Raw genomic sequence first — 23,812 nt, 5'->3', positions numbered from 1 at the left:
AGGGCGAGATGAGTTATCGGCGGCTTGGCGACTCAGGGCTGACCGTCTCCGCGATCGGCCTCGGATGCAGCAGTTTCGGGCGCCGGCTGGACGCGGACGGCAGCCGCGCGGTGGTCGACGCCGCGCTCGACGCCGGCATCAACTTCTTCGACACCGCGGACGTCTACGGCGAGCCGCGCGGCACGTCCGAACAGCTGCTCGGTGCCGCCCTCAAGGGCCGGCGCGACGACGTCGTGATCGCCACCAAGTTCGGCATGGACATGGCCGGCAGCAACGGGCAGGACTTCGGCGCCCGCGCCTCCCGGAGATACGTGACCCGCGCGGTCGAGGCGTCGCTGCGCCGGCTGGACACCGACTACCTGGACCTCTACCAGCTGCACCGGCCCGACCCGGCCACGCCGATAGAGGAGACGCTGGCCGCGCTGGACGACCTGGTCCGGGCCGGCAAGGTGCGCTACCTCGGCTGCTCGAACTTCTCGGCGTGGGAGATCGCGGACGCGGCATGGACCGCGCGCACCGCGCACCGGACGCCGTTCATCAGCGCCCAGAACCGGTACAGCCTGTTGCACCGTGACCCGGAGGCGGAGTTGCTGCCCGCCTGCCAGCACTTCGGGCTGGGCCTGCTGCCCTTCTTCCCGCTGGACAGCGGCCTGCTGAGCGGGAAGTACCGGCGGGACACGCCACCGCCGTCCGGTGGCCGGCTCTCCGACGAGCGCTACGCGACGCTGCTCAAGTCCGCGCCGTGGGACCTCATCGAGACGATCGAGAGCTTCGCCCAGGTGCGCGGGAAGACGCTGCTGGACGTGGCGATCGCCGGGCTGACGTCCCGGCGCGGCGTCTCCAGCGTGATCGCGGGCGCGACCAGCCCCGACCAGGTCCGCGCGAACGCGGCCGCCGGCGCCTGGCGCCTCACCCCGGACGACCTGGTCAAGCTGGACGCGATCCGCTAGAGCAGCGCCCGGAGGGGCGCTGCTCCAAACCTCAAGCGAGCGCTGCTCCGTACCTCAGGCGTCGTAGTCGACGGTGATCTCCGGGGTGAGCGGGATGGACTGGCAGGTGAGGACGTAGCCGGCGGCGACGTCGTCGGACTCCAGTGAGTAGTTGCGGGCCATCGTCACCTCGCCGGTGACCACCCTGGCGCGGCAGGTCGCGCAGACGCCGCCCTTGCAGGCGTAGGGCAACTCGGCGCGGACCGCCAGCGCCGCGTCCAGCACCCGGCCGTCGCGCGGCATGGTGGTGCGGGACTCGCGGCCGTCCAGTCGCACGGTCAGCGCCACGTCGTCCGCGTCGCCGATCGGCGGTGTGGGCGCCGCGACCGGGCCGGCGTAGAACAGCTCGGTGTGCACGGCCGGCGCGCCGCGCGACCGCAACAGCTCCTCGGCCGTCTCCACCAGCCCGGCCGGGCCGCACAGGAACCATTCGTCGATCGAGTCCGCCGGGACCGCGGTGTCCAGCAGCAGCGCCAGGCGGTCGCGGTCGAGGCGGCCGGAGAGCGCGGGCGACAGGCCGGGCTCGCGGGAGAGCACGTGCATGATCTGCAGCCGGGACGGGTGGCGGTCCTTGAGCGCGCCCAGTTCGTCGGCGAACATCACGCTCGCGGCCGCGCGATTGCCGTAGAGCAGCGTGAACGTGCTGCGCGGCTCGGTGGCGAGCGCGGTGGCGATCAGGCTCAGCACCGGGGTGACGCCGGAGCCGGCCACGATCGCGCCGTACCGCCGGGTGCGCAGCGGGTCGAGGTCGGTGGTGAACGTGCCGAGCGGGGGCAGCACTTCCAGGGCCGCGCCGTCCCGCAGAGCGCGCACGCCGACGCTGCTGAACGCGCCGCCCGGCACCTCCTTCACCCCGATCCGGATTTTTCCGGTTTTATCGAGATCTTGTGGGGTAGAGCAGATCGAGTAGGAGCGGCGGACGGCCGGCGCGTAGCGCACGGTCAGGTGCTGACCGGGCCGGAACGCGAAGTCCGGGCGCAACTCCGGCGGCACCGCGAACGTGATCGTGACGGCCTCCGCGGTCAGCCGGTCGACGCGGGCCACCGGCAGCGGATGCCAGACCACCCCGCGCCTCATCGCTCCTTCACCCGCGGGAACGGCTCGGCGCAGGCCCGGCAGCGCCACAGCGAGGTGCACGCGGTGGAACCGAAGCGGCTCAGCTCCTCGGTCTCCGGCGATCCGCACCGCGGGCAGCGCACCGAGATCGTCAGCAACGGCCGGCGCTGCGGCGGCGCGATACCGGCGTCCGCGAGCTTGCGGCGCCCGTCCTCGCTGATCCACTCGGTCGTCCACGGCGGGTTCAGCCGCGTCTCGACCGCAACGTCCGGGAAGCCCGCGGTCGCCAGCGCGCTCCGCACGTCGTCGCGGATCGCCGAGACCGCCGGGCAGCCGGTGTAGGTCGGGGTGATCGTCACGGTGACCCGGCCGTCCCGTTCCTCCACCGCGCGCAGGATCCCCAGCTCCGCGATGGTCACGAACGGCAGTTCGGGGTCGACGACCTCGGAGGCGGCGGCGAGCGCGGTCACCATCGTGCCCCCGGATGTGCGCGGTGCAGCGCCTGCATCTCGTCGAGCAGTCCTGTGAGGTGCGCGGTGTGCCGCCCGGCCCGGCCGGCCGCAGCCTCAGGGGGCTCGGTGCCGGCCGGAGTCCGCAGCGTGGCCGTCGCCAGCGTGGTCTCGACGGTCTCGGCCCACTCCGCGGCGGTCGGCTCGGCCGCGATGCCGGGAAGCCGCCGCACGACCGGATCAGGGACGAAGAACTCCCGGGTGTACGGCCAGAGCCGGTCGACCGCGTCCTGCATGCGCCGATGCGACTCCTCGGTGCCGTCGCCCAGCCGCATCGTCCACTGTGCCGCGTGGTCCAGGTGGTACGCGACCTCCAGCCCGGCCGTGGCCGCGATCCCGGCGAGCCGCTCGTCCCGCGACTCCGCCAGCCGGGCGTAGAGCGGGCGCTGCCAGGCCGCGAGGAACAGCAGCTTGGTGATGGTCACCGCGAAGTCGCCGTTGGGCAATTCGACCAGCACGTGGTTGCGGAACTCGGCCGGTCCGCGCAGGAACGCCAGCGTGTCCTCGTCGCCGTCACCGGTCAGCTCCGCCGCGTAGGACAGCAGCAGCCGGGCCGCGCCGAGCTGGTCGAGCGCGATGTTGGCCAGCGCCACGTCCTCCTCCATCTCGGGGCTGCCGGCGTAGAGCTCGCCGAGGCGCTGGGCTGCGATCAGCGCGTCGTCGCCCAGCCCGAGCGCGTAGCGGGCCACGTCGTTCACAGGTGCGGCGCTCCGTCCGGGACCGAGTAGTACGTGGGGTGCCGGTAGGGCTTGTCCGGCGCCGGGTCCAGCTCGTCCCCGGACGCGACGATCACGTCGCTCGGCACCACCCAGACGGAGACGCCCTCCTGCCGCCGGGTGTAGAGGTCGCGCGCGTTGCGCAGCGCCATCGCGGCGTCCGGCGCGTGCAGGCTGCCCGCGTGCGTATGGGCCAGGCCGCGGCGCGGGCGCACGAACACCTCCCACAGCGGCCAGTCCGCGCTCATGCCGGCCTCTCCTCCGCGCGGTGGTGCCCGCGCGCGCTCATGCCGCCTGCTTCCGCGCGAACGCCGTGGCAGCCTCGCGGACCCACGCGCCGTCGTCGTGGGCCGCGCGGCGGTGCGCCATCCGCTCGGCGTTGCACGGGCCGTCGCCGCTGATCACGCGGGTCAGCTCGGCGAAGTCCGGCGGCGTGAAGTCGTGGGCGCCGCGGGCCTCGTTCCAGCGCAGGCCGTCGTCTGGGATGCGCAGGCCGAGCACCTCCGCCTGCGGCACGCACATGTCCACGAAGCGCTGGCGCAGCTCGTCGTTGGAGAAGCGCTTGATCTTCCACTGGATCGAGCGGGCCGAGTGGGTGGAGTCCGCGTCCGGCGGGCCGAACATCGCCAGCGACGGGAACCACCAGCGGTCCAGCGCGTCCTGCGCCATCGCGTGCTGGCCGGCGGTGCCGTGCGCGAGCGTGTGCAGCAACTCGTAGCCCTGGCGCTGGTGGAAGGACTCCTCCTTGCAGATGCGGACCATGGCCCGCGCGTACGGCCCGTAGGAGCAGCGGCAGAGCGGCACCTGGTTGACGATCGCGGCGCCGTCCACCAGCCAGCCGATCGCGCCGATGTCCGCCCAGGTCAGCGTGGGGTAGTTGAAGATCGAGCTGTACTTCTGCCGCTTGGTCAGCAGCGCGTCGACCAGCTCGTCGCGGGTGATGCCGAGCGTCTCGGCGGCGGCGTAGAGGTAGAGCCCGTGGCCGGCCTCATCCTGCACCTTCGCCAGCAGGATGGCCTTGCGCTTCAGGCTCGGCGCCCGGGTGATCCAGGAACCCTCCGGCTGCATGCCGATGATCTCGGAGTGGGCGTGCTGGGCGATCTGGCGGATCAGCCCTTTCCGGTACGCCTCGGGCATCCAGTCGGCCGGCTCGACCTTTTCCTCGGCCGCGACCAGGGCGTCGAAGCGTTCCTCGCGGGTCAGCTCATCGATGCCGTCCATCATCCGAGTGTTACACCGGCTGCGGCACCACGCAATAGACTGTCACAGGCGGCATTTTGGGTGTTTTGACACGTTTGTGGGATAAGATCCCTCCCTGTGGGGAAGCGACGGGCCGCAACGCGGCAACGGGCCAACCGGGTGATCCTGCCCGCGGCCGTGCTGGCGGTGCTGGCGGCCGGTGCGGGCATCGCACGCGTGGTGGCGTCCTCCGACGACGCCCGGGCAGCGGCCCCGATCTGGCACGCGCCCGCGTCGGCACCATCGCGCATCCTGGAGAAGGGCGGTGTCCCGCCGCTGTCGCCGCGCGTGCTGGAGACCGGGCCGGCGTTCCCGGTGCGGCCGGCCGCGGTGCACGTCGGCGGGGACGCGTGGTGGTCGTGGGCGCTGCTCGATCACCGCACCGGCACGCTCTCCGGCTCACCCAACCTCGGCGAGACCAGCACCACCGCGTCACTGATCAAGGCGTGGATCGGCGCCGACTTCCTGCGTCGCGCGGACGCGGCCGGGCACCGCCCCGGCGACGCACGCATGCGCCAGCTGCGGATCATGCTGCGCGACAGCGACAACGACGCGGCCGAGTCACTCTGGGCCGCGGTCGGGCGATCCGAGTCCATCCGGCGGCTGCGGCGGATCTGCCAGCTGATCGACGGCGGGCCGTACCGGCAGATGTGGAGCAACACCCGGCTCTCCGCCCGCGACGTGGTGCTGCTCGGCCGCTGCATCGCGGACGGGCGCGCGGCCGGCGCGTCCTGGACGCCCTGGCTGCTGCGGGAGATGCGGGCGGTCCGCGGCGTCGGCGACTTCGGGCTCCGCAAGGCGTTCCCACCGGCGGCGCGGTCGTCCATCGCGATCAAGAACGGCTGGGTGGTGCGGGACACGCTCGGCGAGTGGCACGTCAACTGCATGGCCATCGGCGACGGCTGGAGCATCGGCGTGCTGACCCGGTACCCGGCCTCGCGTGGCTACGAACACGGCGCCTCGATCTGCCGCCGGATCGGCCGTCAGCTGCTCGCCTGAGGGCATGCGTTCTGGAACACCTTCCCGGGCGGTTCCTGCCGGGCGGCGGATAACGTTGCCGCCATGAGCGTCGCACAGCGCCCCCGGGTCGGCCACATCCAGTTCCTCAACTGCCTCCCGATCTACTGGGGCCTGATGCGCTCCGGTGCGCTCCTCGACGTCGATCTGCACAAGGACAGCCCGGACGCGCTCAACGACGCGCTCGTCCGCGGCGATCTGGACATCGGGCCGATCTCGCTGCTGGAGTACCTTCGGCACGCGGACGAGCTGCTGCTCCTGCCGGACATCGCGGTCGGCAGCGACGGGCCGGTGCTCTCCGTGAACATCGTGTCGAAGAAGCCGCTGGAGGAGCTGGACGGCGCCCGGATCGCACTCGGCTCGGCGTCCCGGACCAGCGTGCTGCTCGCCCGGATGATGCTCGCCGAGCGCTGGGGCGTGCACCCGGAGTACTTCACCTGCCCGCCGGACCTGACCGCGATGCTGCTGGAGGCCGACGCCGCGGTCGTGATCGGCGACGTGGCGCTGCGCGGCATGTACGAGGCACCGCGCCGCGGCCTGCACGTCACCGACCTCGGCCAGGCCTGGCGGGAGTGGACCGGCCTGCCGATGGTCTTCGCGGTCTGGGCCGCCCGCCGTGACTTCGCCGCCCAGCACCCGGGGCAGGTCAAGGACGTGCACCAGGCGTTCCTGCGCTCGCGCGACCTGTGCCTCGCCGAGCTGGACGACGTGGCGGAGGCGGCCGCGCGCTGGGAGCCGTTCGACGCCGGCACGCTGGCGACGTACTTCCGGGCGCTGGACTTCTCGCTCGGCGAGCGCCAGGTCGAAGGGCTGCGCGAGTTCGCCCGCCGCTCCACCGCGCGTGGCGAGGCGCCGGCCCTGCCCGTGGACGGGCCGGCGTTCTTCCCGGCCTGACGCCCTGCCGCAGGTCGCGGTCCCCCACGTCGTTGGAACGACGTGGGGGGACGCCTCGATCGTGGAACTGCCTATCGCTTGAGGCGGGCGACGACTTCGGTGTCCTCGGTCTCGCCCGTCTCGGCGAAGCCGACGCTCGCGTACGCACGGCGGGCCGCCTCGTTGTCCGGCTCGTAGGAGAGCGCGAAGCCGGTCACCTGCGGCTCCTCGGCCAGCACCTTCTCGGTCAGCGCCACGATCGCGGCCCGGCCCAGGCCGGCGCCCTGCCGCTCCGCGTCGATGATCACGCCGCCGATCCAGGCCGCGTCGTCCGCCGGGTCGATCGTCCACATCAGAAAGCCGACGATCTCGCCGTCCGCGCTCACCGCGAGTGGACGCCAGCCGGCGTCGCCGTACTGGCAGAGCGCCAGGTAATAGGTGGGCGGCGCGACCCATTCCCGCTGGTGCGGGGCCACGGTGAGGCCGGCGACGGCCCGCCAGTTGCCGGAGTCGACCGGCACGAGGGAGATCTTCGACATGCCGGGCATGGTGCCAGGCCACTTCCGGTTGATCTCTCCGGGGTGAGCACCGCCAGGACGGAGCACGACGGCGGCCGGCCCTCGGGTTTTCGCTGAAGGCGACCACCACGGAACCGGGGCCCGCGGGAGCACTGGGAAGGTGACCACCCGGGAAGCGGGCAGATCACGATTTGTCAGCTCTTGACCTTTGCCTTCTCCTCCGGCATGACCGGAGAGCGATGCGGCTCCGGCGTGCGGTGCGACGCGGGTGGGGCCGCGAGGCCGCCGAGCAGCGCGCCGAGCGCCGCGGTGATCACCACGATGCCGGTGATCATCTCGATCGGCCAGCGCAGGCCCGCGTCGAGCTGCAGGCCGAGCAGCATGCCGGACCAGACGAGGCCGACGTAGACCGCGCCGGCGATCGGCAGCCGCAGCGCCGCGCGCGGGCCGCGGACCGCGTCCAGCCAGACCACGATCACGTCGGCGAGCAGCGCGGCGAGCACCGCGACCAGCGAGGCGAACGCCATCGGGGCCGGGAACTCGAACATGAGCATGCCGAACAGGACCATGCCCGAGACGATCGCGGCGCCGACTCCGAGCGTGGGCCGACGGCGGTGCGCCAGCAGGAACGGGATCGCGATGATCGGCGTGGTGAAGACGTACGCGTCCACGCCGAGCAGCGCGACCGAGCCGCCGGCCGCGTCGAGACCGCCGTTCGACGCGGCGTTGCCGGGCACGAACTCCCGGGTCGGTGCGTCGGTGAGGAACGCGTTGGAGTGGCTGAGCAGGATCACCGTTAACGCGGTGGTGAGCGCGAGCGCGGCGACGCCGGTGACCGTGCGCAGGCCCTGCTCCGCGGTCGCCCACCAGGCGCGCACCGGGCTGCCGGCCAGCAGCATCGCGCCGATCACGAGCAACAGATGACTCGGGCTGAACTGCGCGTTGAGACCGACCTCGATGCCGATCGTCTCGTGCCAGATCATGTCGCCGAGCCCGCCGGCCCCGAAGACGAGCACGCCGAGCGCGCCCGCGCGATAACCCGCGGGCCAGCCGTCGCGCCACCAGCGCGGTGCGTCGGCACGAGCGCGGTAGGCCAGCCAGAACGTCCAGGCCGCGAGCCCGGCGAAGCCGGCGTAGATCAAGCCGTGCCAAGGCGTGAAGAACGACTCCAGCGTGGACGGCAGGTTGGAGTGCGCCCAGCCGTCGGTGATGCCGCCGGCCACCAGGACCGCCGTCAACGCCACGGTGACCAGGTCTTCCCGCGCCGTGGTCCCTTGTCTGCCGGCCATCACGTCACCCACCCCGATCGTCCGCTACGGCACCTGATCGTCCCCCGGCCGCCATGTCATCGACGACCACCGTTGCAGGAACCGGGAACCACGACATTTGGGTACGGGATCAGGCCGCGGCCAAGGCCGGCCGGGCCGTGGCGCGCTCCCGGTGGATCGCGCGCACGATCGGCACCGCGACCAGCGCACAGACGGTCACGCCGGCCGCGCCGAGCGCGAACACCAGCGTGCGCGGGTCGAGGACCTCGAGCATGAAGCCGGCCAGCGCGTACCCGGTGAGGTTCGCGCCCTGGATCCAGCCGACCAGGATCGCGAACGCGCGACCGTGCGACTCGGCCGGGGTTCGGCGCGCGACCAGCACGTTCTGCTGCACGTTCAGCCCGCCGTTGAAGAAGCCGCCGATCAGGTAGAGCGGCGCCACCCAGAGAACGGCCGGGAAGATCGCCATCGCCGCGATGGCGAGGCAGGTGGCCGCGAGCATGCACAGCGTGCCGTAGACCAGCGTGCCGTCGTCCCGCATCCGGCGCACCAGCCGCACCGCCACCCAGGTGCCGGCCAGCAGGCCCACTCCCCAGAGCGCCTCGATCAGCCCGTACGTCGTGGTGGAGGCGTGCAGCGTCTCCCGCAGGTAGAAGATGGCCACCACGTTGATCGCGCCGACGCCGAGCACCACGCCCGCGATCGCGACCGTGATCGCGCCGAGCAGCGGGTCACGCCAGTAGCGGAACCGGGGCTGCCCCGGCACCGCCGTCGCCGCGTTCCCCCCGGTTCGCCCGCGCCGCGTGCGGATCAGCAGCCCGGCCGCGGCCAGCGCGAGGAAGGCCGCGGCGTCCAGCAGCAGCGGCACCCGCGCGCCGAACTGCCCGACCAGCACGCCGGCCAGCACCGGCGCGGCCAGGCCGCCGATCGAGGTCGCGGTCTGGCTGAGCGCCATCGCCCGCGGCAGGTCCTCGCGGCTCACCATGGCCGGCAGCAGCGCCGCCAGCGTCGGCTGGGTGAGCGCCAGGCCGCAGGCGATCAGCGCCACCAACGCGACGACCAGCAGCGGCGCCGTGACGAAGGACAGCGCCGCGCAGACCGCCGCCTGCGCCAGCCCGACGCCCACCAGCAGCGTCCGGCTGTCCGTCCGGTCGACGAGCCGCCCGGTCAGCGGCGCCAGCACCACCAGCGGCAACACCCCCGCCAGCATCAGCCCGGACACCGCGAACCCGCCCGCCCCCGCGGACTGCAACATCAGCGCCAACGTCGTCGCCGCCATCAGATCCCCGGCCACCGACACCCCACGCGCCCCGGCCGCCAGATGGACGTCCCGCCAGCCCGCCCCAGATACGAAAGACATACTTCGAAAGTAATGCTTCACATCTCGATCACACAACCCCGTTCAGATGACGATCGATGAGCGCGTGGTTGTTTAGTCATCGCTATACTTGCCTCGTGTCGGACGAAGAGTGGGACATCTACGTCGTCGATGAGGTGCGGGAGTGGATCAGAAGCCTCGACCCGATCGATCGCGCCCGCGTGTCCCAAGCCATCGACGTGCTTGCCGAGCACGGCCCAGGACTGGGACGCCCACTCGTTGACACGATCCGCGACTCTGTGCTCGCGAATCTCAAGGAGCTCCGACCAGGAACGATGCGCATCCTGTTCGCATTCGATCCCTGGCGAAGCAGCATCCTGTTGGTTACTGGGGACAAGTCCGGGCAGTGGAACGAGTGGTATCGCACAGCCATCCCATTGGCCGAGCAGCGCTACGAGATCTACTTGAAAGAACGCACCGCCGGGGAAGGTGATCAGCCATGAACAGCAAGTACGTGCGATGGAAGGACATTCGCGCCGAGGAGATCGAAGCCGCCGGAGGCGAGCAGGCGTTCGAGGCCGGCAAGCAGGAACTTCTGGCGACGGTTGTCGGGCATCGGCTCGCGGAGCTGCGGAAGTCGCGGGGCATGACTCAGCAGCAGATCGCGGAGCGGATGGGGATCACGAAGGGACGGGTGTCACAGATCGAGCAGGGAAAGATCTCCGGACAGGAGGTCCTCGCGCGCTACGCGGTCGCACTCGGCGGCCGGCTGCACCAGGCCATCTACTTCGAGAACGGGGACATCGCGGCGATCGGATGAGGCCGGTCAGTCCGTGACGTCCTGGGGGGTCGCGGCGTAGTGGATGACGACCGTGCGGGACTCGGACGGGGGGTCCGCGCGGTTGCGGCGGCGGTAGGGGTCGATCAGGTCCATGATCGCCTGGTTGACCTTGAGGGCCTCGTCCGGCGTCATCGTGCAGACGATGCTGCTGAGCTGGCCGACGTTGTACCACTCGGGCGGGAACAGATGCGCGGTCCGGGCGTAGGTGCGGATCCGCTCGAAGTCGCGCTGCAGGTGGGTGTCGACCAGCGCGATCTCGGCGGCCCGGGTGTCGTCGGACGCGTCCCGGCCGGCGTCGATGCTGAACGACGGCGCCACCGCCCGCCACAGGCGCTCGCGCCCGTCGCCCCGGCTCGGCGCGGCCTCGACCAGGCCGGCCTTGGCCAGCGCGCGCAGGTGGTAACTGGTCGCGCTCGGCGACAGCCCGGCGACCTCCGCGCACGAGGTCGCGGTCACCGACTCCCCGGTCGAGCCGAGGTGCTCCATGATGGCCAGCCGCGCGGGATGCGCCAGCGCCCGCATGACCCGCGGGTCCGAGATCGTCACCCGCTGCGACCCGCGCCGCTCCGCGTCGGTCATCAGCACCCCTCCCTCAGCCACCCCGATCATCCCAGCCGCACGCTCCGCGGGAGTCTCGCGGGTCGCCTCGGTGGTAATTCGGTGGAATGGAGGTGGGTGGGCGCGTAAGGTCGATGGCCGCTTGACGGCCGCGGTGGATGGCACCGGAGCGGACGTCCCACGCGCCGGGTCCGGAGGTGACGGACTGCGGATACGCGAGCGAGTAGCGGCGAGAATGCGTGAGGATGCAGCGTGTCCGCAGATCTTGAAGTTGAGTTGACGGCCGAGCGAGCCCACCTGACCGCGTCGCGGTCGGCGTTGCGGCGGATGCGGGAGCACGCGGAGGCGTTGTTCGCGACCGGCGACAAGGTGGCCGGCGACTCGTACACGGCGGAGCAGCTCGGCCGGCACATGGCGCGGCGGGTGCTGGAGCTGGCCGACGACCCGAGCACGCCGTTGTTCTTCGGGCGTCTGGACTTCGGCGACGGGGAACACGCGGGGCACGACTACCACGTGGGGCGCCGGCACGTCACGGACGAGGCCGGCGAGCCGATGGTGCTGGACTGGCGGGCGCCGATCTCGCGCTCGTTCTACCGGGCCAGCGTGCGGGAGCCGCAGGGCGTGGCGGTCCGGCGGCGGTTCGGCTTCGCCGAGGGCGTGATCACGTCGTTCGAGGACGAGCACCTGGACCGCGGCGAGGAGCTGGGCACCGCGTCACGGATCCTGACGCAGGAGATCGAGCGGCCGCGCGTCGGGCCGATGCGGGACATCGTGGCGACGATCCAGCCGGAGCAGGACGAGCTGGTCCGTGCGGACCTGGCCGACTCACTGTGTGTGCAGGGCGCGCCGGGCACCGGTAAGACCGCGGTGGGTCTGCACCGGGCGGCGTACCTGCTGTATCTGCACCGGGAACGGCTGCGCCGCTCCGGCGTGCTGATCGTCGGGCCGAACCGGGCGTTCCTCGGCTACATCGCGGCGGTGCTGCCCGCGCTGGGCGAGGTGGAGGTCGCGCAGAGCACGGTCGAGGACCTGATCGCGCGCGTGCCGATCAGGGGCGAGGACACGGTCGAGGCCGCGATCGTCAAGCACGACGTGCGGATGGCGGAGGTGCTGCACCGCGCGGTCTGGTCGCACATCGGCAAGCCGAGCGCGCCGATGACGGTGCCGGACGGCTCGTACCGGTGGCGGATCGGCGAGGAGCCGCTGCGCCGGGTGGTGGACGAGGCGCGGCGGGAGGGCCTGCCCTACGCGGTGGGCCGCGAGCGGGTCCGGGCCCGGGTGGTGTCGCTGCTGCTCCGGCAGTCGGAGGCGCGCCGGGGCGACTCGCCGCCGGAGTCGTGGCAGCGGCGGATGGCGAAGGCGAAACCGGTGACCGAGTTCCTGGACGAGGTCTGGCCGGCGCTGACGCCGGAGGGCCTGCTGCACCGGCTGCTGACCGACCGCGACGCGCTGCGGGAGCACGCGGACGGCCTGCTCACCGACGAGGAACAGGCGTCGATCGTCCAGCTCAAGCCCGCCAGGACCGCCAAGAGCACACGATGGACGAACGCCGACACGGTGCTGATGGACGAGATCGCCGGGCTGCTCGACCGGATGCCGAGCTTCGGTCACGTGGTGCTGGACGAGGCGCAGGACCTCTCCCCGATGCAGTGCCGGGCGGTCGCGCGGCGCAGCGAGCACGGCTCGATCACGCTGCTCGGCGACCTGGCGCAGGGCACCGCGCCGTGGGCGTCCGCGGACTGGGCGGTGTCGCTCGCGCACCTGGGAAAGCCGGGCGCGCCGGTGGTGCCGCTGACCGTCGGCTTCCGGGTGCCGGCCGTGGTGGTGGAGCTGGCCAACCGTCTGCTGCCGCACCTCGCGGTCAACGTCCCGCCGGCCGAGTCGCTGCGCAGGGACGGCTCGCTCGACGTACACGCGACGGATGATCTAGATCTAGATCTTGATCGCGCGGTGCGGGCGGCATTGGAGCACGAGGGGTCGGTGGCGGTGATCGCGGCGGATGCCGTGGTCGACGGCCTGCGGGCGAAACTGAAACTTAACGAGCGGGTCGAGATCGTCCCGGCCTCGATCGTCAAGGGACTCGAGTACGACCACGTGATCGTCGTCGAGCCTGCTGAGATCGTTGCGGCCGAGCCACGCGGATTGAACAGGCTCTATGTCGTGCTGACTCGGGCGGTCTCTCGTCTCACTGTCATTCACGCTGTTCCGCTGCCGGAGGCGCTGACCTGAGCGATGGTTTAGGAAGCGAGCCCCAGCGAGAGGACGAACCATGACACTCCCCCGCAACGGCTACCTCCCGATCGAGGAGCACGGCATCGTCGGCGACCTGCGCACCATCGCGCTGGTCGGGACGGACGGCACCATCGACTGGTACTGCCCGGCCCGGTTCGACGCGCCGTCGCTCTTCGCCTCGCTGCTCGACTCCCGGAAGGGCGGCTACTTCTCGATCCACAGCCGGGCGTCGGCCCGTCCGAAGCAGCTCTACCTGCCGGAGACGAACATCCTGGTCACCCGCTTCGTCGGCGCGGAGGCGGTCGGCGAGGTGATCGACTTCATGGTGCCGGAGACGTCGGAGACCGCGGCCGCGCGTGACCTGCTGGTGCGCCGGGCGCGCGCGGTCCGCGGCCGGGCCACGTTCGAGCTGGCCTGCCACCCCGCGTTCGACTACGGCCGGGTGTCGCACACGGTCGAGCTCGTCAGCGGCGTGGGCGCGGTCTTCACGTCCGCGGCCGGCCGGTTCGTGCTGCGCACCAGCGTGCCGCTGAAGATCGAGGCGGACGGCGTCGGCGCCACGTTCACGCTGGACGAGGGCGAGACCGTGGAGATCCAGCTGGAGTGGAAGGGCGAGGTGCGCCCGCTCATCGAGGGCGAGAACGAGGACCTGTTCGTGCGCACCTCGGACTTCTGGCAGCGGTGGCTGAGCCAGTGCAAGTACCGCGGGCGCTGGCGGGAGACCGTGCAGCGCTCCGCCCTGGCGCTCAAGCTGCTGGTCTACCACCCGACCGGCGCGCTGATCGCGGCGCCGACCACGTCGCTGCCGGAGGAACTGGGCGGCATCCGGAACTGGGACTACCGGTATGCGTGGCTGCGCGACGCCGCGTTCACCATCTACGCGCTGATGCGGCTGGGCTTCCTGGAGGAGGCGGCCGCGTTCATGGACTGGGTGCAGAAGCGCTGCGAGGAGGCGGACGCCGACCGGGAACGCGACCTCATGATCATGTACGCGGTGGACGGCAGCCCGGAGATCCCCGAGTTCACGCTCGACCACCTGGAGGGGTACCGCGGCTCCGCGCCGGTCCGGATCGGCAACAACGCGGTCAACCAGCGGCAGATCGACGTCTACGGCGAGCTGATGGACTCGGTCTACCTCTACAACCGCGAGGTGCCGATCTCCTACGACCTGTGGACCCACCTCTCCAAGCGGCTCGACTGGCTGGCCAGCCACTGGCAGGAGCCGGACGAGGGCATCTGGGAGATCCGGGGCCCGCGCCAGCGGTTCACCTACTCCGCGCTGATGACCTGGGTGGCGTACGACCGGGCCTGCCGCCTGGCCCGGGACCGCGGGCTGCCGGCGCCGATCGAGCGGTGGCGCAAGCTCGGCAACCAGGCGTACCGGTTCGTGCAGAACTCGTGCTGGGACCGGGACGTCGGCGCGTACGTGATGCACCCGGGCAGCAAACTGCTGGACGCGTCCCTGCTGGTCATGCCGCTGGTCAAGTTCTCCGGCCCGACCGACCCGCGATTTCTGTCCACGCTGGACCGGATCTCGGCGGAGCTGGCCTCGGACAGCCTGGTCCACCGGTACGCGCACACCGGCCACGACGGGCTCGCCGGTCAGGAGGGCACGTTCAACCTCTGCTCCTTCTGGTACGTCGAGGCGCTCACCCGGGCCGGCCGGGTCCGCGAGGCGCGCATGATCTTCGAGAAGATGCTGACCTACGCGAACCACGTCGGCCTGTTCGCCGAGGAGATCGGCCCGTCCGGCGAGCAGCTCGGCAACTTCCCGCAGGCGTTCACGCACCTCGCGCTGATCTCCGCGGCGGTCAACCTGGACGCGGCGCTCGACCGCTGACGGCGATCCCCCGCGCGGGGGATCCGGGATTGCCCCCCGCACGGGGATGGGGTGACTCGGCCCGATCCATAAAGTCGTTCACGTCAAGGGATGAGCGACCACGAAGGATCGGGCCGATGACCACTCCGCAGCAGGAACAGCTCAGGCGATTCCGCTTTCCGATTCTTTTCGTCGCGATGGTCGCCGTACTGTCCGCGACCCGCGGGATCAACGTGCTGGCCGGCTTCAACCCGCTGGTCGCACTGGTCGCCGGGCTGCTGACCAGCGCGGCCGCGATCGCCGCCTACGTCTGGCTGAACCGTCGGGTGGAGGGCCGGGAGGCGGTGGAGGTGGCCCGAGACGCCATGTGGAAGGGCCTGCGAAATGGCATTCTGCTCGGCTTCGCGCTGTTCCTGACGACCATTCTGCTGATCGGCGTGTTCGGCGGCTGGGAGAGCATGCGCTGGAATTCGTTCGGCGCGTTCCTGGTCACCATGGGCGCGATGATGAGCGTCGCGGTGAACGAGGAGCTGCTGTTCCGCGGCGTGGTGTTCCGGATCCTGGAGGAGCGCGCCGGCAGCCTGATCGCGGTGGTCGCCTCGTCCGCGTTCTTCGGCGCGACGCACCTGGTCAACGAGAACGCCACGCTCTGGGGCGCGCTCGCGATCGGCCTGGCCGGTGGCACGCTGACCACGGCCGGTTACATGCTGACCCGCTCGCTGTGGCTGCCGATCGGCCTGCACTTCGCCTGGAACTTCACGGAGCTGGGCGTCTTCGGCAACGCGACCTCCGGCACCGAGGGCGGCGACACCGGCCTGCTGCACCTGGCGCTGGACACGTCGCGGACCGTGCTGACCGGCGGCGTCTTCGGCCCGGAGGCCAGCCTGATCGCGATGCTGGTCTGCACGGTGCCGGCGATCCTGATGCTCCGCCGGGCCCGCCGCACCGGCCAGTTCCGCACCCGCACCCGGTAGCCGCCACCGCTTGTGATCGGGGCGTCATTCAAGCCGTTCCAACGACTCGAATGACGCTCCGATCACTGAGTCGTTTCCCACCTGGCCGGTAATGGCGGGACCGCATGCGCCAGGTTGAAAGAGCTCACCGTTCAGGCGGTCATGATGCGGGTGACGTTCTCCGGGGATAGATATTCCTCGATCGGGGTGCTGCCCTGGAGCGCGCCGAAGAAGCGGGTGCTCTCCGCCGGGTCGGACGCGATCTTCGCGAACAGCGCGGCCTGCTCCGGCGCCGGCGGCTCCATCGAGGCCAGACCGACGGTCATCCGGAGATACGGCAGGAAGCGCTCGTCCCGGACCGCCCGGTACTCCGCGAGCGCGTCCGCCATCGGCCGCTCGCCGGTCAGGCCCGCGTGCACGGCCGCGGCCAGCCACTCCGCGGACAGGAACGCGTCCATGATGCCCGCGGCCATGCACGGGTCCTTGTGGTAGCCGGCGTCGCCGACCAGCGCCCAGCCGTCGCCGTAGGCCTCGCGGAGGAAGTTGGGCACGTCCGCGGTGCCCCGGATCCGCTCGGTGCGCTCGCCGGCCGCCACCCGAGCGGCCACGTCCGGCACGCGCGCGATCGCGGCCAGGTAGTTGCCCTCCACGTCCGCGCGGAAGTCGTGGAAGTCCGCGATCGGGCAGGCCACGAAGACCACCGCGGTCCCGTCGTTGGTCGGGAAGATCACCACCGTACGGTCGCCGAGGTTGTAGATCTCCGCGCCGTCCCGCGAGACGCCGGTGTAGTACGCGTAGTAGCCCGCGGTCAGCGACGGCGTGTCCGCGTAGACCTTCGCCTCCACCGCCTTCGCCACCGTGGAGTGCAGGCCGTCCGCGCCGATCACGATGCGGGCCCGCTCGACCGCGCCGTCCCGGAGCCGCACGCCGGTGACCGTGCCGTCCTCGATCAGGATCTCGTCCACGCCGGTGCCGGTGCGCACCTCGGCGCCCGCGTCCCGCGCCGCGTCGAGCAGGATCTCGTCCAGCGCGGTCCGGCGCACGCAGTAGGGAGACTCGGCGCCCTCGAACGGCGGCGGCGGGCCGACGATCGCGAACGGCCCGAAGTCCATGGTGAACGTCGTGTGCGGTGGCGCACCGGTCGCCACCACCGCGTCGTGGAGGCCCCACCGCTTCAGCGCGGCCATCGCGGGGACGTGCATGAGGTGCGTCGACAGGGTGTCGCTGGGAAAGGCGGCCCTGTCCAGGAGCAGGACGCTGTGCCCCTGACGGGCCAGCAACATGGCGGTCGGCGAGCCTGCGGTGCGCGCGCCGACGACGATCGCGTCATACATGATCCCACCGTGGTCGACCACGACCTGTGCGTCAACGTGACGACCGGCTGTCCGTTCGGCCGATGTCTCGTGGCACCTTTGTACCCATGGAGATCACCACTGTTGACCTCGACGCGCCCCCGCAGCTGTGGGCGCGGTGGGTCGCGCAGGCGGCCGCGCTCGCGACGATCGGATACCGGGACGTGTACTGGATCGACGGTGCCGGCGCGCACCACGACGATCACGGTGGCAACCACGCGCGTCTGGTGCTGATCGACGGCGACCGGGCGGTGCTCTTCGGGTACGACCACGAGTACAGCCGGACCGTGGACTACAGCCCGCCGATCGACCTGCTGGCCGGCGCGCCCGAGTGGCTGCCCCGGGCGGAGCTGACCTCGGCCGCGAACATCGACCAGCTCGGGTACGTCTACTGGTACGACAAGGCCTGGCACCGCGTCGCCTACCCGCACGACCTGGGCGACGACGGCCTGCTGGCCACGGTCCGCGAGGTGATCGACGACCAGCAGGCGCTGCTGGCACTGCGCGAGATCGTCTTCGAGTGGGGCCGGCACGGTCCCGACTCGGTGCAGGAGCGCACGTCCGTGGACGCTGCCGCGGACCGGCTGCTGGCCGCCGCGTACGCCCGCGCGGTGGACGAGACCGTGCTGTGGAACCTGCTGGGCCGGATCAGCGTGGTGCAGCCCGACCCGCGCGCCGGTGTGGCCGCGGCCGCGCGGGGCGGCGGCACCCCGGGCAGCGCGGCGCCGTTCGTGCCCGCATCGGCTGCGCGCCCGGTCCGCCGCCGGGTGCGCGCGCTCAGCGACGAGCAGCACCAGCAGCTGGTCTGGACCGCGATGCGGCAGGCACCGGAGCTTTCCCGGCCGGACGAGATGACCTATCCGATGTCACCGGAGCTGGGCGCGCTGATCGCGTGGGCGCGCGGCCGGGCGCCGGGCGGGGACGGGCGCTGCTCCGTGCTGTTCCAGCTGGAGATCGACGGTTCCAGCGAGCAGCCCGGCCAGTTCCCGCCCGCGACCCGCGAGGGCGAGAACTCGTGGGTCGCGTACCGGGAGGCCAGCGATCTGGCCCGCGCGCTGTGGACGGCGGAGAACTCCGGCGGGCGCGGCCGGTGGCTGTTCCTGCGGCTGGAGACGACCGCGGACGGCTTTCACCTGGAGCGGCGCTGGGACTCCTGGCCGGAGTGGTGGGAGTACGACGGCATCACCGGCCCGTGGCTGGACAAGCTGAACGCGGAGATGACCCACCGCTCACCACAGTGGCGGCCGGACTGGGCCGTGCTGCTCGACCCGGAGGTGGCCTGGAGCGGCCCGCCGGACCGCTACGCCCACCTGCTCTGACTCAGCCCTGCTCTGACTCAGCCCCGCTCTGACTCAGCGGACCGGGACGACCAGGGGGCCGTGCTCGCCGGGCAGCACCCGGACTCGGGCGCGGTAGTGCGCCGCCAGCAGTGGCTCGGTCAGCACCTCCGCCGGGGTGCCGGCCGCGGCCACCCGGCCGGCCGCGAGGAGCACCATCCGGTCCGCGTACTCGCCCGCGATCGACAGGTCGTGCATGGTCGCGACCACGGTCAGGCCGCGGTCCCGCCGCAGCCGGTCGACCAGGTCGAGCACGTCCTGCTGGTGACCGATGTCGAGCGCGCTGGTCGGCTCGTCGAGCAGCAGCAGCGGTGCGCGCTGGGCGAGCGCGCGGGCCAGGAACGCGCGCTGCCGCTCGCCGCCGGAGAGCGTGGTCAACGGCCGGTCCGCGAACGCGGTCAGGTCCAGGCTGCGGATCTCCTCGTCGGCCGCGGCCAGGTCGGCGGCGGACTCCCGGCCGAGCGGCGGCACGTAGGGGGTGCGGCCGAGCAGCACGTACTCGCGGACGGTCATGCCGGGCGGGACCGAAGGGCTCTGCGCGACCGTGGCCACCCGCCGGGCCCGCTCCCGCCGCCGCAACGCGGTGATCTCGACGCCGCCGGCCGCCGGAGAGCCGCCCGCCGGTGGCGGCCCGCCGCCGGTCAGCGAGATGCTGCCGGTGTACGCGACGAGACCGGTCAGCGCGCGCAGCAGCGTGGACTTGCCGGCGCCGTTCGGGCCGATGATCGTCACCCACTCGCCGGGCGCGACGGCGAGATCCACGCCGTCCAGGATCGTCGCGCCGCCGAGCCGGACCCGCAGGCCCCGCACCGAGATCACAGCGCCACCCGCCGGTGGGTGCGCAGCACCAGCACGAAGAACGGCGCGCCGCAGAGCGCGGTGATCACGCCGATCGGCACCTCGGCCGGCGCCGCCGCGGTGCGGGCGAGCAGGTCCGCCAGCATCAGGAACGCGGCGCCGAACAGCATCGACAGCGGCAGGATCGCGCGGTACGACGCACCGGCCAGCAGCCGGACCGTGTGCGGCACGATCACGCCGACGAAACCGATCAGCCCGGAGACCGAGACCGCGGCCGCGGTGCCCAGTGACGCGGCCGCGACCAGGATCAGCCGGGAGCGCTGCGGGTGCAGGCCCAGTCCAGCCGCCTCCTCGTCACCGACCGTGAGCACGTCCAGCTCCCGCCGGTGCAGCAGCACCACGATCGCGGTGCCCACCACGTACGGCAGCAGCATGCGCACGTCGGACCAGCCGCCGGTGGCGAGCCGGCCGAGCAGCCAGGAGTAGATCTCCCGCAGGTCGTCCGCGTGCCGCTGCATCAGCCAGGTCTGCCCGGCCTGGAGGAACGCGGCCACGGCCACGCCGGCGAGGATCAGCGCGGCCGGTGACCGGTCCCGGCCGCCGGCCGCGCCGAGCAGGTAGGTCAGCCCGATCGCGGCCAGTGCACCGGCGAACGCGGCGGCCGGGAGCAGCGCGCGCGGGCCGTCCAGCGCGATCACCGCGCTGGCGGCCAGCCCGGCACCCGCGGCCACGCCGAGGAGGTAGGGGTCGGCCAGCGGGTTGCGGAACACGCCCTGGTAGGCGGCGCCGGCCAGGGCCAGCATCGCGCCGACGAGCAGGCCCAGCACGACGCGCGGCAACCGCAGCTGCAGCAGCACGGCCACCTCGCGCTCGGACAGGCCGCTCTGCATCCGTACCCCCGGAAGGAGGTTGAGGATCTCCGTCGCGACAGCGACGGGCGGCAGCCGGACCGGCCCGAACGCGAGACCGGCCACGCCCGCCACGGCCACCGCGAGCAGGCCGGTCAGCCACCACAGTGGCTGCGACCGGGTCACGCGGGGACCTTGGCCACCGCGTCCGTCACCGCGCGGACCAGGTCGACGACGCGCGGGCCCCAGCGGGAGGCGATGTCGTCGTCGAGCGCCACGACCTGCTTCCTCTGGACCGCGGTCATCGTGTTCCAGCCGGGCCGGGCCGCGACGGTCGCCGCGCTCTGCCCGCAGCAGGTGACGTCGGCCAGGAAGATCAGGTCGGGATTCGCCTTGACCAGGAACTCCTGGTTGAGCTGTGGATATCCGCCGGCGGCACCGTTGGCGTCGGCCGGATCGGCCACGTTGGTCAGCCCGGCACGGCCGAGCAGCGCGCCGACGAACGTGGTCGACGTCGCGGAGTACAGCTCCGGGCCGAGCTCGTAGTAGTAGGTCAGCGGCGTCGCGCGCTCCGGCAGCCCGGCGACCAGCTTGTCGATCTCGGTGCCGACGCGGCCGACCAGGTCCTCGGCCTCGGCCGGGTGCCCGGTCAGCGCGCCCAGCTCGCGCCACTGGCGGAAGCCGTCGTCAAGCGAGGTCGCGGCCGCGGCCAGGTAGACCGGGATCTTCAGTGTGGTCAGCGACGCCACGATGTCGTTGAGGTCGTTCGAGATCACCACCAGGTCCGGCGTCCGCGCGGAGATCGACTCCGCGTTCGGCTGGAAGCCGGACAGGTCCGTGACCGGCGCGTCGGCCGGGAAGTCGGACCGGTCGTCGACCGCGACCACCTGCGGGCCGGCACCGATCGCGAACAGCACCTCGGTGGCGGTCGGCGACAGTGACACGATCCGCTGCGGCCGCTGGTCGAGCGTGACACCGCCGGCCGTGACCGGATAGGCCGCGCTCGCCTCCGCCGACGACGTGGGTGGTGCGGGTTCGTCCGGGCTCGCACACCCGGCCGTCACGGCCACCAGAGCGAGAATCACTGCGAGGGTACGACGTCCGCGCGCCACGGCAACCTCCGGTTCGACGGCGGACCCGCACGCGTCACGCGACGCGCCCCGGTCCGCGAGGGCGATGATCGCAACCGTGCTCCGCAGGCGACCTGGCTTTCACAGTTGCGGGACAGCGCCGGATTCGCACCGGACTTCGCTGCGGGAACGGTTCCTCCCACAGACGCTAGTGCAGGCCCCGGCCGATCGGCCGGGGCCCGGGTCAACTGTGACCGAGGACTAGCAGTACGTGGCCTGCTTGCCGATCACCCGGTACGGGCAGTCGCTGTACTCAGCGAGCAGCAGCACCGCGGTCCGGTTCACCGCGGTCTGCGCCGGGATCACCTCATCGGGCGGGTAGAAGCCGCCGCCGCTGCCGCTCGACCCCGGGTACATCTCGAACGTGTAGGCGAAGATCTTGTGGGTGGCCCACATCCAGTCGAGGCTGTCCCCGTCCGTGATGTAGAGGTCGCTGGACTGCTCCGGCGTGTAACCGTTCAGGTTCGCCATCTGCGTGCCGAGCGTGGCGAACGTGTTGTACTGGTCCGCGTTCATCCCGGTCGCGGTGTTAGCCGTGGTGTAGCCGTACGGCCAGAGCACCAGCTTCGAGTAGGTGTGCCAGTCGATGTTCGTCTTGATCTGCTGGACACCGCCGATCACCCGGCTGTTGACGAAGTTGCGCAGCCGCTGCGTCTCCGGCGCGGAGAACGCGGACGGGCCGCGGTAGGTCAGCGACGACGGCGTGCCGGACGAGCCGCCGCAGCAGCCCCAGTTGTAGCCCCAGTTGCGGTTGAGGTCGGTGCCGATCGCGGTCGAGCCGCTGTTCGGCTGCCGGTTCTTGCGCCATGAGCGATACGAGCCGGTGGCGATGTCGTACTCGCTGCCGTCCGGGTTCACGGTCGGCACGATCCAGATCTCGCGCGAGTTCACGATGTTCGTGATCCGGGTGTCCGTGCCGTAGTTGTCGGTGAACAGGTTGAGCAGGTAGATCGCCATCTCGACGGTCAGGTGCTCACGCGCGTGCTGCTGGTGGTTGAACAGGATCTCCGGCTCGCTCTCGTCCGTCGCCACGTTGTCCGAGATCTTGATGACCGGCAGGTCGCGGCCCTCGTACGACGTACCGATGCTGCTCTTCCGGGCGATCGCCGGGTGGTCGGAGACCACCTGGTTGATGACCGCGGTCATCTCCGCGTAGTTGTGGTAGTTAGAGTCGGCCGACGGGAAGTCCATCGTGCCGAAGTCGCTGCTGGACGGGCCGGCCACGGCCTGCACCGCGAAGCCGAGCGCGCGGATCGACTTCAGCTCGTCCGCGGTGGCGGAGACGGTCACGACCCCGTGCTCCTGGACCGCGTCGATGGCCGCGCCGGTCCGGGCGATCGCGTTGCGCGCGTCGGCCGTGCGCACGCCGGAGACGGTGTACTGCGTGGTCTGACCGGTGTCTTGCTGCTCCGCCGGGCGCGCGGTCGCGGGCCCGGCCGCGGTGGCCAGCAGCGCCAGGGCGGCGACTGCCGCCACGGCGAGGCGGATGCGGGAGGTGGACACGATTGAGCCTCCTGGGGGTGTGGAGGTGGGTCCGCCCACTCCACCACCGCCAGCGTGATCAGCTCAATACGCCTCGATATCCCAAAGCGATCATCCTGCCGATGACATGGTCTATTCCTCTTCGCCCGCGAGCGCGGCACGGAGCCGGGCGCGCTCGGCCCTGCGCCTGTCCGCGCGGGCGGCCAGGTCGTTCGCCATCTCGTCGCGCCACGCGCCGAGCAGGAAGAACGAGGCGACCGCGGAGAGCAGCAGCGCCGCGATCAGCTTGATGAAGATGTCCGTGTCGACGAACCACATCGCCGCGAAGAACGCCACGAAGAGACCGATCCGGCCGGCCGTGTATTTGATCGCGGCCACAGCGCTCACCTCTTCAACCGGGAAATCACAACCATCAGAGGGTACGACAGATCAGGCCCAGACCTTCTGGGGTACGGCGCGGCGCTCGGCCAGCGGGGCCGGTGCGTCGTGCTCGCGGACCACACGATAGGACGCGTCCCGCTCGACCGGGCGCAGACCGGCGTCCCAGATCAGCTCCAGCAGCTCCTGGTCGGCGTCCAGCTCGACCGCGCGCCTGTCGGCGTTGCGCCAGCGCTGCTCCGGCGTGCCGCCGGTCTTCTCACCGTCGGTCTTCTGGCCGTCGGTCTTCTCGCCGTCGGTCCTCTGGCCGTCGGTCTTCTCGCTGCCGGTCCTCTGGCCGTCGGTCCTCTGGTCGTCGGTCTGGGCCGCCGGGATGCCGGTCAGGTCGTCCGCGCCGTAGTTGAGTAGCAGCTGGACGAGGGCCGGGCCGTGCGAGGCGTAGTCGGCGGTGAGGTGGACGGCCGGGTCGAGCAGCAGCCGGGCGACCGCGAACGTGCGGAGCGCCTCGGCGGGCGCACCGTCCTCTTTGCTCAGCACGAGCGAGGCCGGCCGAAGATCTTCACGGAGATTTAGCACCGCGT

The 23,812-nt window shown here is 71.7% G+C and carries 23 protein-coding genes and 1 pseudogene; 9 read left to right on the top strand and 15 right to left on the bottom strand.

What is annotated here, in order from left to right; all coding sequences use genetic code 11:
* Nucleotides 1–8 precede the first annotated feature (8 nt).
* Nucleotides 9–950 (top strand): aldo/keto reductase, encoded by a 942-nt coding sequence (locus J2S43_RS36730; protein WP_306837062.1) that lies wholly within the window; start codon nt 9–11, stop codon nt 948–950.
* 54 nt (nt 951–1,004) lie between these two features.
* Here the strand turns inward: J2S43_RS36730 and J2S43_RS36725 are convergent, their stop codons facing one another.
* From J2S43_RS36725 to paaA, 5 genes are read right to left on the bottom strand one after another with little or no spacing between them, the layout of a single operon-like run.
* Nucleotides 1,005–2,066, bottom strand: coding sequence for a 2Fe-2S iron-sulfur cluster-binding protein (locus J2S43_RS36725; RefSeq protein ID WP_306837059.1), 1,062 nt, complete (start codon nt 2,064–2,066; stop codon nt 1,005–1,007).
* Complete coding sequence (gene paaD / locus J2S43_RS36720; RefSeq protein WP_306837057.1) at nt 2,063–2,518, bottom strand: 1,2-phenylacetyl-CoA epoxidase subunit PaaD; 456 nt, start codon at nt 2,516–2,518, stop codon at nt 2,063–2,065. The genes J2S43_RS36725 and paaD overlap by 4 nt, the downstream gene beginning before the upstream one ends.
* Nucleotides 2,512–3,252, bottom strand: coding sequence for a 1,2-phenylacetyl-CoA epoxidase subunit PaaC (gene paaC, locus J2S43_RS36715; protein WP_306837055.1), 741 nt, complete (start codon nt 3,250–3,252; stop codon nt 2,512–2,514). The genes paaD and paaC overlap by 7 nt, the downstream gene beginning before the upstream one ends.
* Nucleotides 3,249–3,518 carry a 1,2-phenylacetyl-CoA epoxidase subunit PaaB gene (gene paaB, locus J2S43_RS36710; protein WP_306837053.1) on the bottom strand — a complete coding sequence of 90 codons (270 nt, stop codon included), beginning with the start codon at nt 3,516–3,518 and terminating at the stop codon, nt 3,249–3,251. The genes paaC and paaB overlap by 4 nt, the downstream gene beginning before the upstream one ends.
* Nucleotides 3,519–3,555: 37 nt before the next feature.
* Nucleotides 3,556–4,491 carry a 1,2-phenylacetyl-CoA epoxidase subunit PaaA gene (gene paaA / locus J2S43_RS36705; protein ID WP_306837052.1) on the bottom strand — a complete coding sequence of 312 codons (936 nt, stop codon included), beginning with the start codon at nt 4,489–4,491 and terminating at the stop codon, nt 3,556–3,558.
* Between the two features lie 96 nt (nt 4,492–4,587).
* Here paaA and J2S43_RS36700 point away from each other — a divergent pair, with 96 nt between their 5' ends.
* Nucleotides 4,588–5,508, top strand: coding sequence for a hypothetical protein (locus tag J2S43_RS36700; protein ID WP_306837050.1), 921 nt, complete (start codon nt 4,588–4,590; stop codon nt 5,506–5,508).
* Between the two features lie 63 nt (nt 5,509–5,571).
* On the top strand, nt 5,572–6,420 hold the full coding sequence (locus tag J2S43_RS36695) for a menaquinone biosynthetic enzyme MqnA/MqnD family protein (protein WP_306837048.1): 849 nt from the start codon (nt 5,572–5,574) through the stop codon (nt 6,418–6,420).
* 71 nt (nt 6,421–6,491) lie between these two features.
* Here the strand turns inward: J2S43_RS36695 and J2S43_RS36690 are convergent, their stop codons facing one another.
* The 3 genes from J2S43_RS36690 to J2S43_RS36680 form a co-directional block, all read right to left on the bottom strand.
* Complete coding sequence (locus J2S43_RS36690) at nt 6,492–6,938, bottom strand: GNAT family N-acetyltransferase (RefSeq protein ID WP_306837046.1); 447 nt, start codon at nt 6,936–6,938, stop codon at nt 6,492–6,494.
* Between the two features lie 173 nt (nt 6,939–7,111).
* The gene (locus tag J2S43_RS36685; RefSeq protein WP_306837044.1) at nt 7,112–8,206 is read right to left on the bottom strand and encodes a hypothetical protein; all 1,095 of its coding nucleotides are present in this window, start codon (nt 8,204–8,206) and stop codon (nt 7,112–7,114) included.
* A gap of 109 nt (nt 8,207–8,315) precedes the next feature.
* Nucleotides 8,316–9,545 carry an MFS transporter gene (locus J2S43_RS36680; protein WP_306837043.1) on the bottom strand — a complete coding sequence of 410 codons (1,230 nt, stop codon included), beginning with the start codon at nt 9,543–9,545 and terminating at the stop codon, nt 8,316–8,318.
* Nucleotides 9,546–9,640: 95 nt separating this feature from the next.
* On the opposite strand from J2S43_RS36680, the gene J2S43_RS36675 reads away from it, so the two are divergent.
* Nucleotides 9,641–10,006 carry a type II toxin-antitoxin system RelE/ParE family toxin gene (locus J2S43_RS36675; protein WP_306837041.1) on the top strand — a complete coding sequence of 122 codons (366 nt, stop codon included), beginning with the start codon at nt 9,641–9,643 and terminating at the stop codon, nt 10,004–10,006.
* The gene (locus J2S43_RS36670; RefSeq protein ID WP_306837039.1) at nt 10,003–10,323 is read left to right on the top strand and encodes a helix-turn-helix domain-containing protein; all 321 of its coding nucleotides are present in this window, start codon (nt 10,003–10,005) and stop codon (nt 10,321–10,323) included. Before J2S43_RS36675 ends, J2S43_RS36670 begins: the two co-directional genes overlap by 4 nt.
* Nucleotides 10,324–10,329: 6 nt before the next feature.
* Here the strand turns inward: J2S43_RS36670 and J2S43_RS36665 are convergent, their stop codons facing one another.
* A complete protein-coding gene (locus tag J2S43_RS36665) occupies nt 10,330–10,923 on the bottom strand; it encodes an ArsR/SmtB family transcription factor (RefSeq protein WP_306837036.1) in 594 nt (197 codons plus the stop codon).
* Between the two features lie 231 nt (nt 10,924–11,154).
* On the opposite strand from J2S43_RS36665, the gene J2S43_RS36660 reads away from it, so the two are divergent.
* From J2S43_RS36660 to J2S43_RS36650, 3 genes are all read left to right on the top strand, one after another.
* Nucleotides 11,155–13,131: a HelD family protein gene (locus J2S43_RS36660; protein ID WP_306837034.1), complete on the top strand. Its 1,977-nt coding sequence runs from the start codon at nt 11,155–11,157 to the stop codon at nt 13,129–13,131.
* 40 nt (nt 13,132–13,171) lie between these two features.
* Complete coding sequence (locus J2S43_RS36655) at nt 13,172–14,974, top strand: glycoside hydrolase family 15 protein (protein ID WP_306837032.1); 1,803 nt, start codon at nt 13,172–13,174, stop codon at nt 14,972–14,974.
* A 116-nt stretch (nt 14,975–15,090) separates the two neighbouring features.
* Nucleotides 15,091–15,927 carry a CPBP family intramembrane glutamic endopeptidase gene (locus J2S43_RS36650; protein WP_306837030.1) on the top strand — a complete coding sequence of 279 codons (837 nt, stop codon included), beginning with the start codon at nt 15,091–15,093 and terminating at the stop codon, nt 15,925–15,927.
* 131 nt (nt 15,928–16,058) lie between these two features.
* Here the strand turns inward: J2S43_RS36650 and J2S43_RS36645 are convergent, their stop codons facing one another.
* Nucleotides 16,059–17,240: an NAD(P)/FAD-dependent oxidoreductase gene (locus J2S43_RS36645; RefSeq protein ID WP_306837028.1), complete on the bottom strand. Its 1,182-nt coding sequence runs from the start codon at nt 17,238–17,240 to the stop codon at nt 16,059–16,061.
* An 86-nt stretch (nt 17,241–17,326) separates the two neighbouring features.
* Between J2S43_RS36645 and J2S43_RS36640 the strand changes: the two genes are divergently transcribed.
* Nucleotides 17,327–18,577 (top strand): hypothetical protein, encoded by a 1,251-nt coding sequence (locus J2S43_RS36640; RefSeq protein WP_306837025.1) that lies wholly within the window; start codon nt 17,327–17,329, stop codon nt 18,575–18,577.
* Between the two features lie 33 nt (nt 18,578–18,610).
* On the opposite strand, the gene J2S43_RS36635 is transcribed toward J2S43_RS36640, so the two are convergent.
* The 5 genes and pseudogenes from J2S43_RS36635 to J2S43_RS36615 all read right to left on the bottom strand — a co-directional run bounded on the left by J2S43_RS36635 (nt 18,611) and on the right by J2S43_RS36615 (nt 23,231).
* On the bottom strand, nt 18,611–19,411 hold the full coding sequence (locus J2S43_RS36635) for an ABC transporter ATP-binding protein (protein ID WP_306839697.1): 801 nt from the start codon (nt 19,409–19,411) through the stop codon (nt 18,611–18,613).
* Nucleotides 19,411–20,427, bottom strand: a complete 1,017-nt coding sequence (locus tag J2S43_RS36630) for a FecCD family ABC transporter permease (protein WP_306837023.1) — start codon at nt 20,425–20,427, stop codon at nt 19,411–19,413. Before J2S43_RS36630 ends, J2S43_RS36635 begins: the two co-directional genes overlap by 1 nt.
* The gene (locus tag J2S43_RS36625) at nt 20,424–21,353 is read right to left on the bottom strand and encodes an ABC transporter substrate-binding protein (protein ID WP_370881706.1); all 930 of its coding nucleotides are present in this window, start codon (nt 21,351–21,353) and stop codon (nt 20,424–20,426) included. The genes J2S43_RS36630 and J2S43_RS36625 overlap by 4 nt, the downstream gene beginning before the upstream one ends.
* A gap of 222 nt (nt 21,354–21,575) precedes the next feature.
* Nucleotides 21,576–22,877 (bottom strand): annotated as a pseudogene (locus J2S43_RS36620) (M14 family metallopeptidase); the annotation flags it as partial.
* A 108-nt stretch (nt 22,878–22,985) separates the two neighbouring features.
* Entirely contained in the window at nt 22,986–23,231 is a 246-nt protein-coding gene (locus J2S43_RS36615; protein ID WP_306837021.1) for a DUF4229 domain-containing protein, read from the bottom strand.
* Between the last annotated feature and the right edge of the window lie 581 nt (nt 23,232–23,812).

The organism is Catenuloplanes nepalensis, assembly GCF_030811575.1.
Lineage (GTDB): Bacteria > Actinomycetota > Actinomycetes > Mycobacteriales > Micromonosporaceae > Catenuloplanes > Catenuloplanes nepalensis.
Note: the sequence above shows the minus strand (reverse complement) of the source record. Positions and strands in the feature narration are given on the sequence as shown.

Excerpts from the sequence above, each read along its gene's own strand:
- J2S43_RS36730 (WP_306837062.1), top strand. The coding sequence starts at position 9 with ATGAGTTATCGGCGGCTTGGCGACTCAGGGCTGACCGTCTCCGCGATC.
- J2S43_RS36725 (WP_306837059.1), bottom strand. The coding sequence starts at position 2,066 with ATGAGGCGCGGGGTGGTCTGGCATCCGCTGCCGGTGGCCCGCGTCGAC.
- paaD (WP_306837057.1), bottom strand. The coding sequence starts at position 2,518 with ATGGTGACCGCGCTCGCCGCCGCCTCCGAGGTCGTCGACCCCGAACTG.
- paaB (WP_306837053.1), bottom strand. The coding sequence starts at position 3,518 with ATGAGCGCGGACTGGCCGCTGTGGGAGGTGTTCGTGCGCCCGCGCCGC.
- paaA (WP_306837052.1), bottom strand. The coding sequence starts at position 4,491 with ATGGACGGCATCGATGAGCTGACCCGCGAGGAACGCTTCGACGCCCTG.
- J2S43_RS36695 (WP_306837048.1), top strand. The coding sequence starts at position 5,572 with ATGAGCGTCGCACAGCGCCCCCGGGTCGGCCACATCCAGTTCCTCAAC.
- J2S43_RS36690 (WP_306837046.1), bottom strand. The coding sequence starts at position 6,938 with ATGTCGAAGATCTCCCTCGTGCCGGTCGACTCCGGCAACTGGCGGGCC.
- J2S43_RS36685 (WP_306837044.1), bottom strand. The coding sequence starts at position 8,206 with ATGGCCGGCAGACAAGGGACCACGGCGCGGGAAGACCTGGTCACCGTG.
- J2S43_RS36680 (WP_306837043.1), bottom strand. The coding sequence starts at position 9,545 with ATGTCTTTCGTATCTGGGGCGGGCTGGCGGGACGTCCATCTGGCGGCC.
- J2S43_RS36670 (WP_306837039.1), top strand. The coding sequence starts at position 10,003 with ATGAACAGCAAGTACGTGCGATGGAAGGACATTCGCGCCGAGGAGATC.
- J2S43_RS36665 (WP_306837036.1), bottom strand. The coding sequence starts at position 10,923 with ATGACCGACGCGGAGCGGCGCGGGTCGCAGCGGGTGACGATCTCGGAC.
- J2S43_RS36655 (WP_306837032.1), top strand. The coding sequence starts at position 13,172 with ATGACACTCCCCCGCAACGGCTACCTCCCGATCGAGGAGCACGGCATC.
- J2S43_RS36650 (WP_306837030.1), top strand. The coding sequence starts at position 15,091 with ATGACCACTCCGCAGCAGGAACAGCTCAGGCGATTCCGCTTTCCGATT.
- J2S43_RS36645 (WP_306837028.1), bottom strand. The coding sequence starts at position 17,240 with ATGTATGACGCGATCGTCGTCGGCGCGCGCACCGCAGGCTCGCCGACC.
- J2S43_RS36640 (WP_306837025.1), top strand. The coding sequence starts at position 17,327 with ATGGAGATCACCACTGTTGACCTCGACGCGCCCCCGCAGCTGTGGGCG.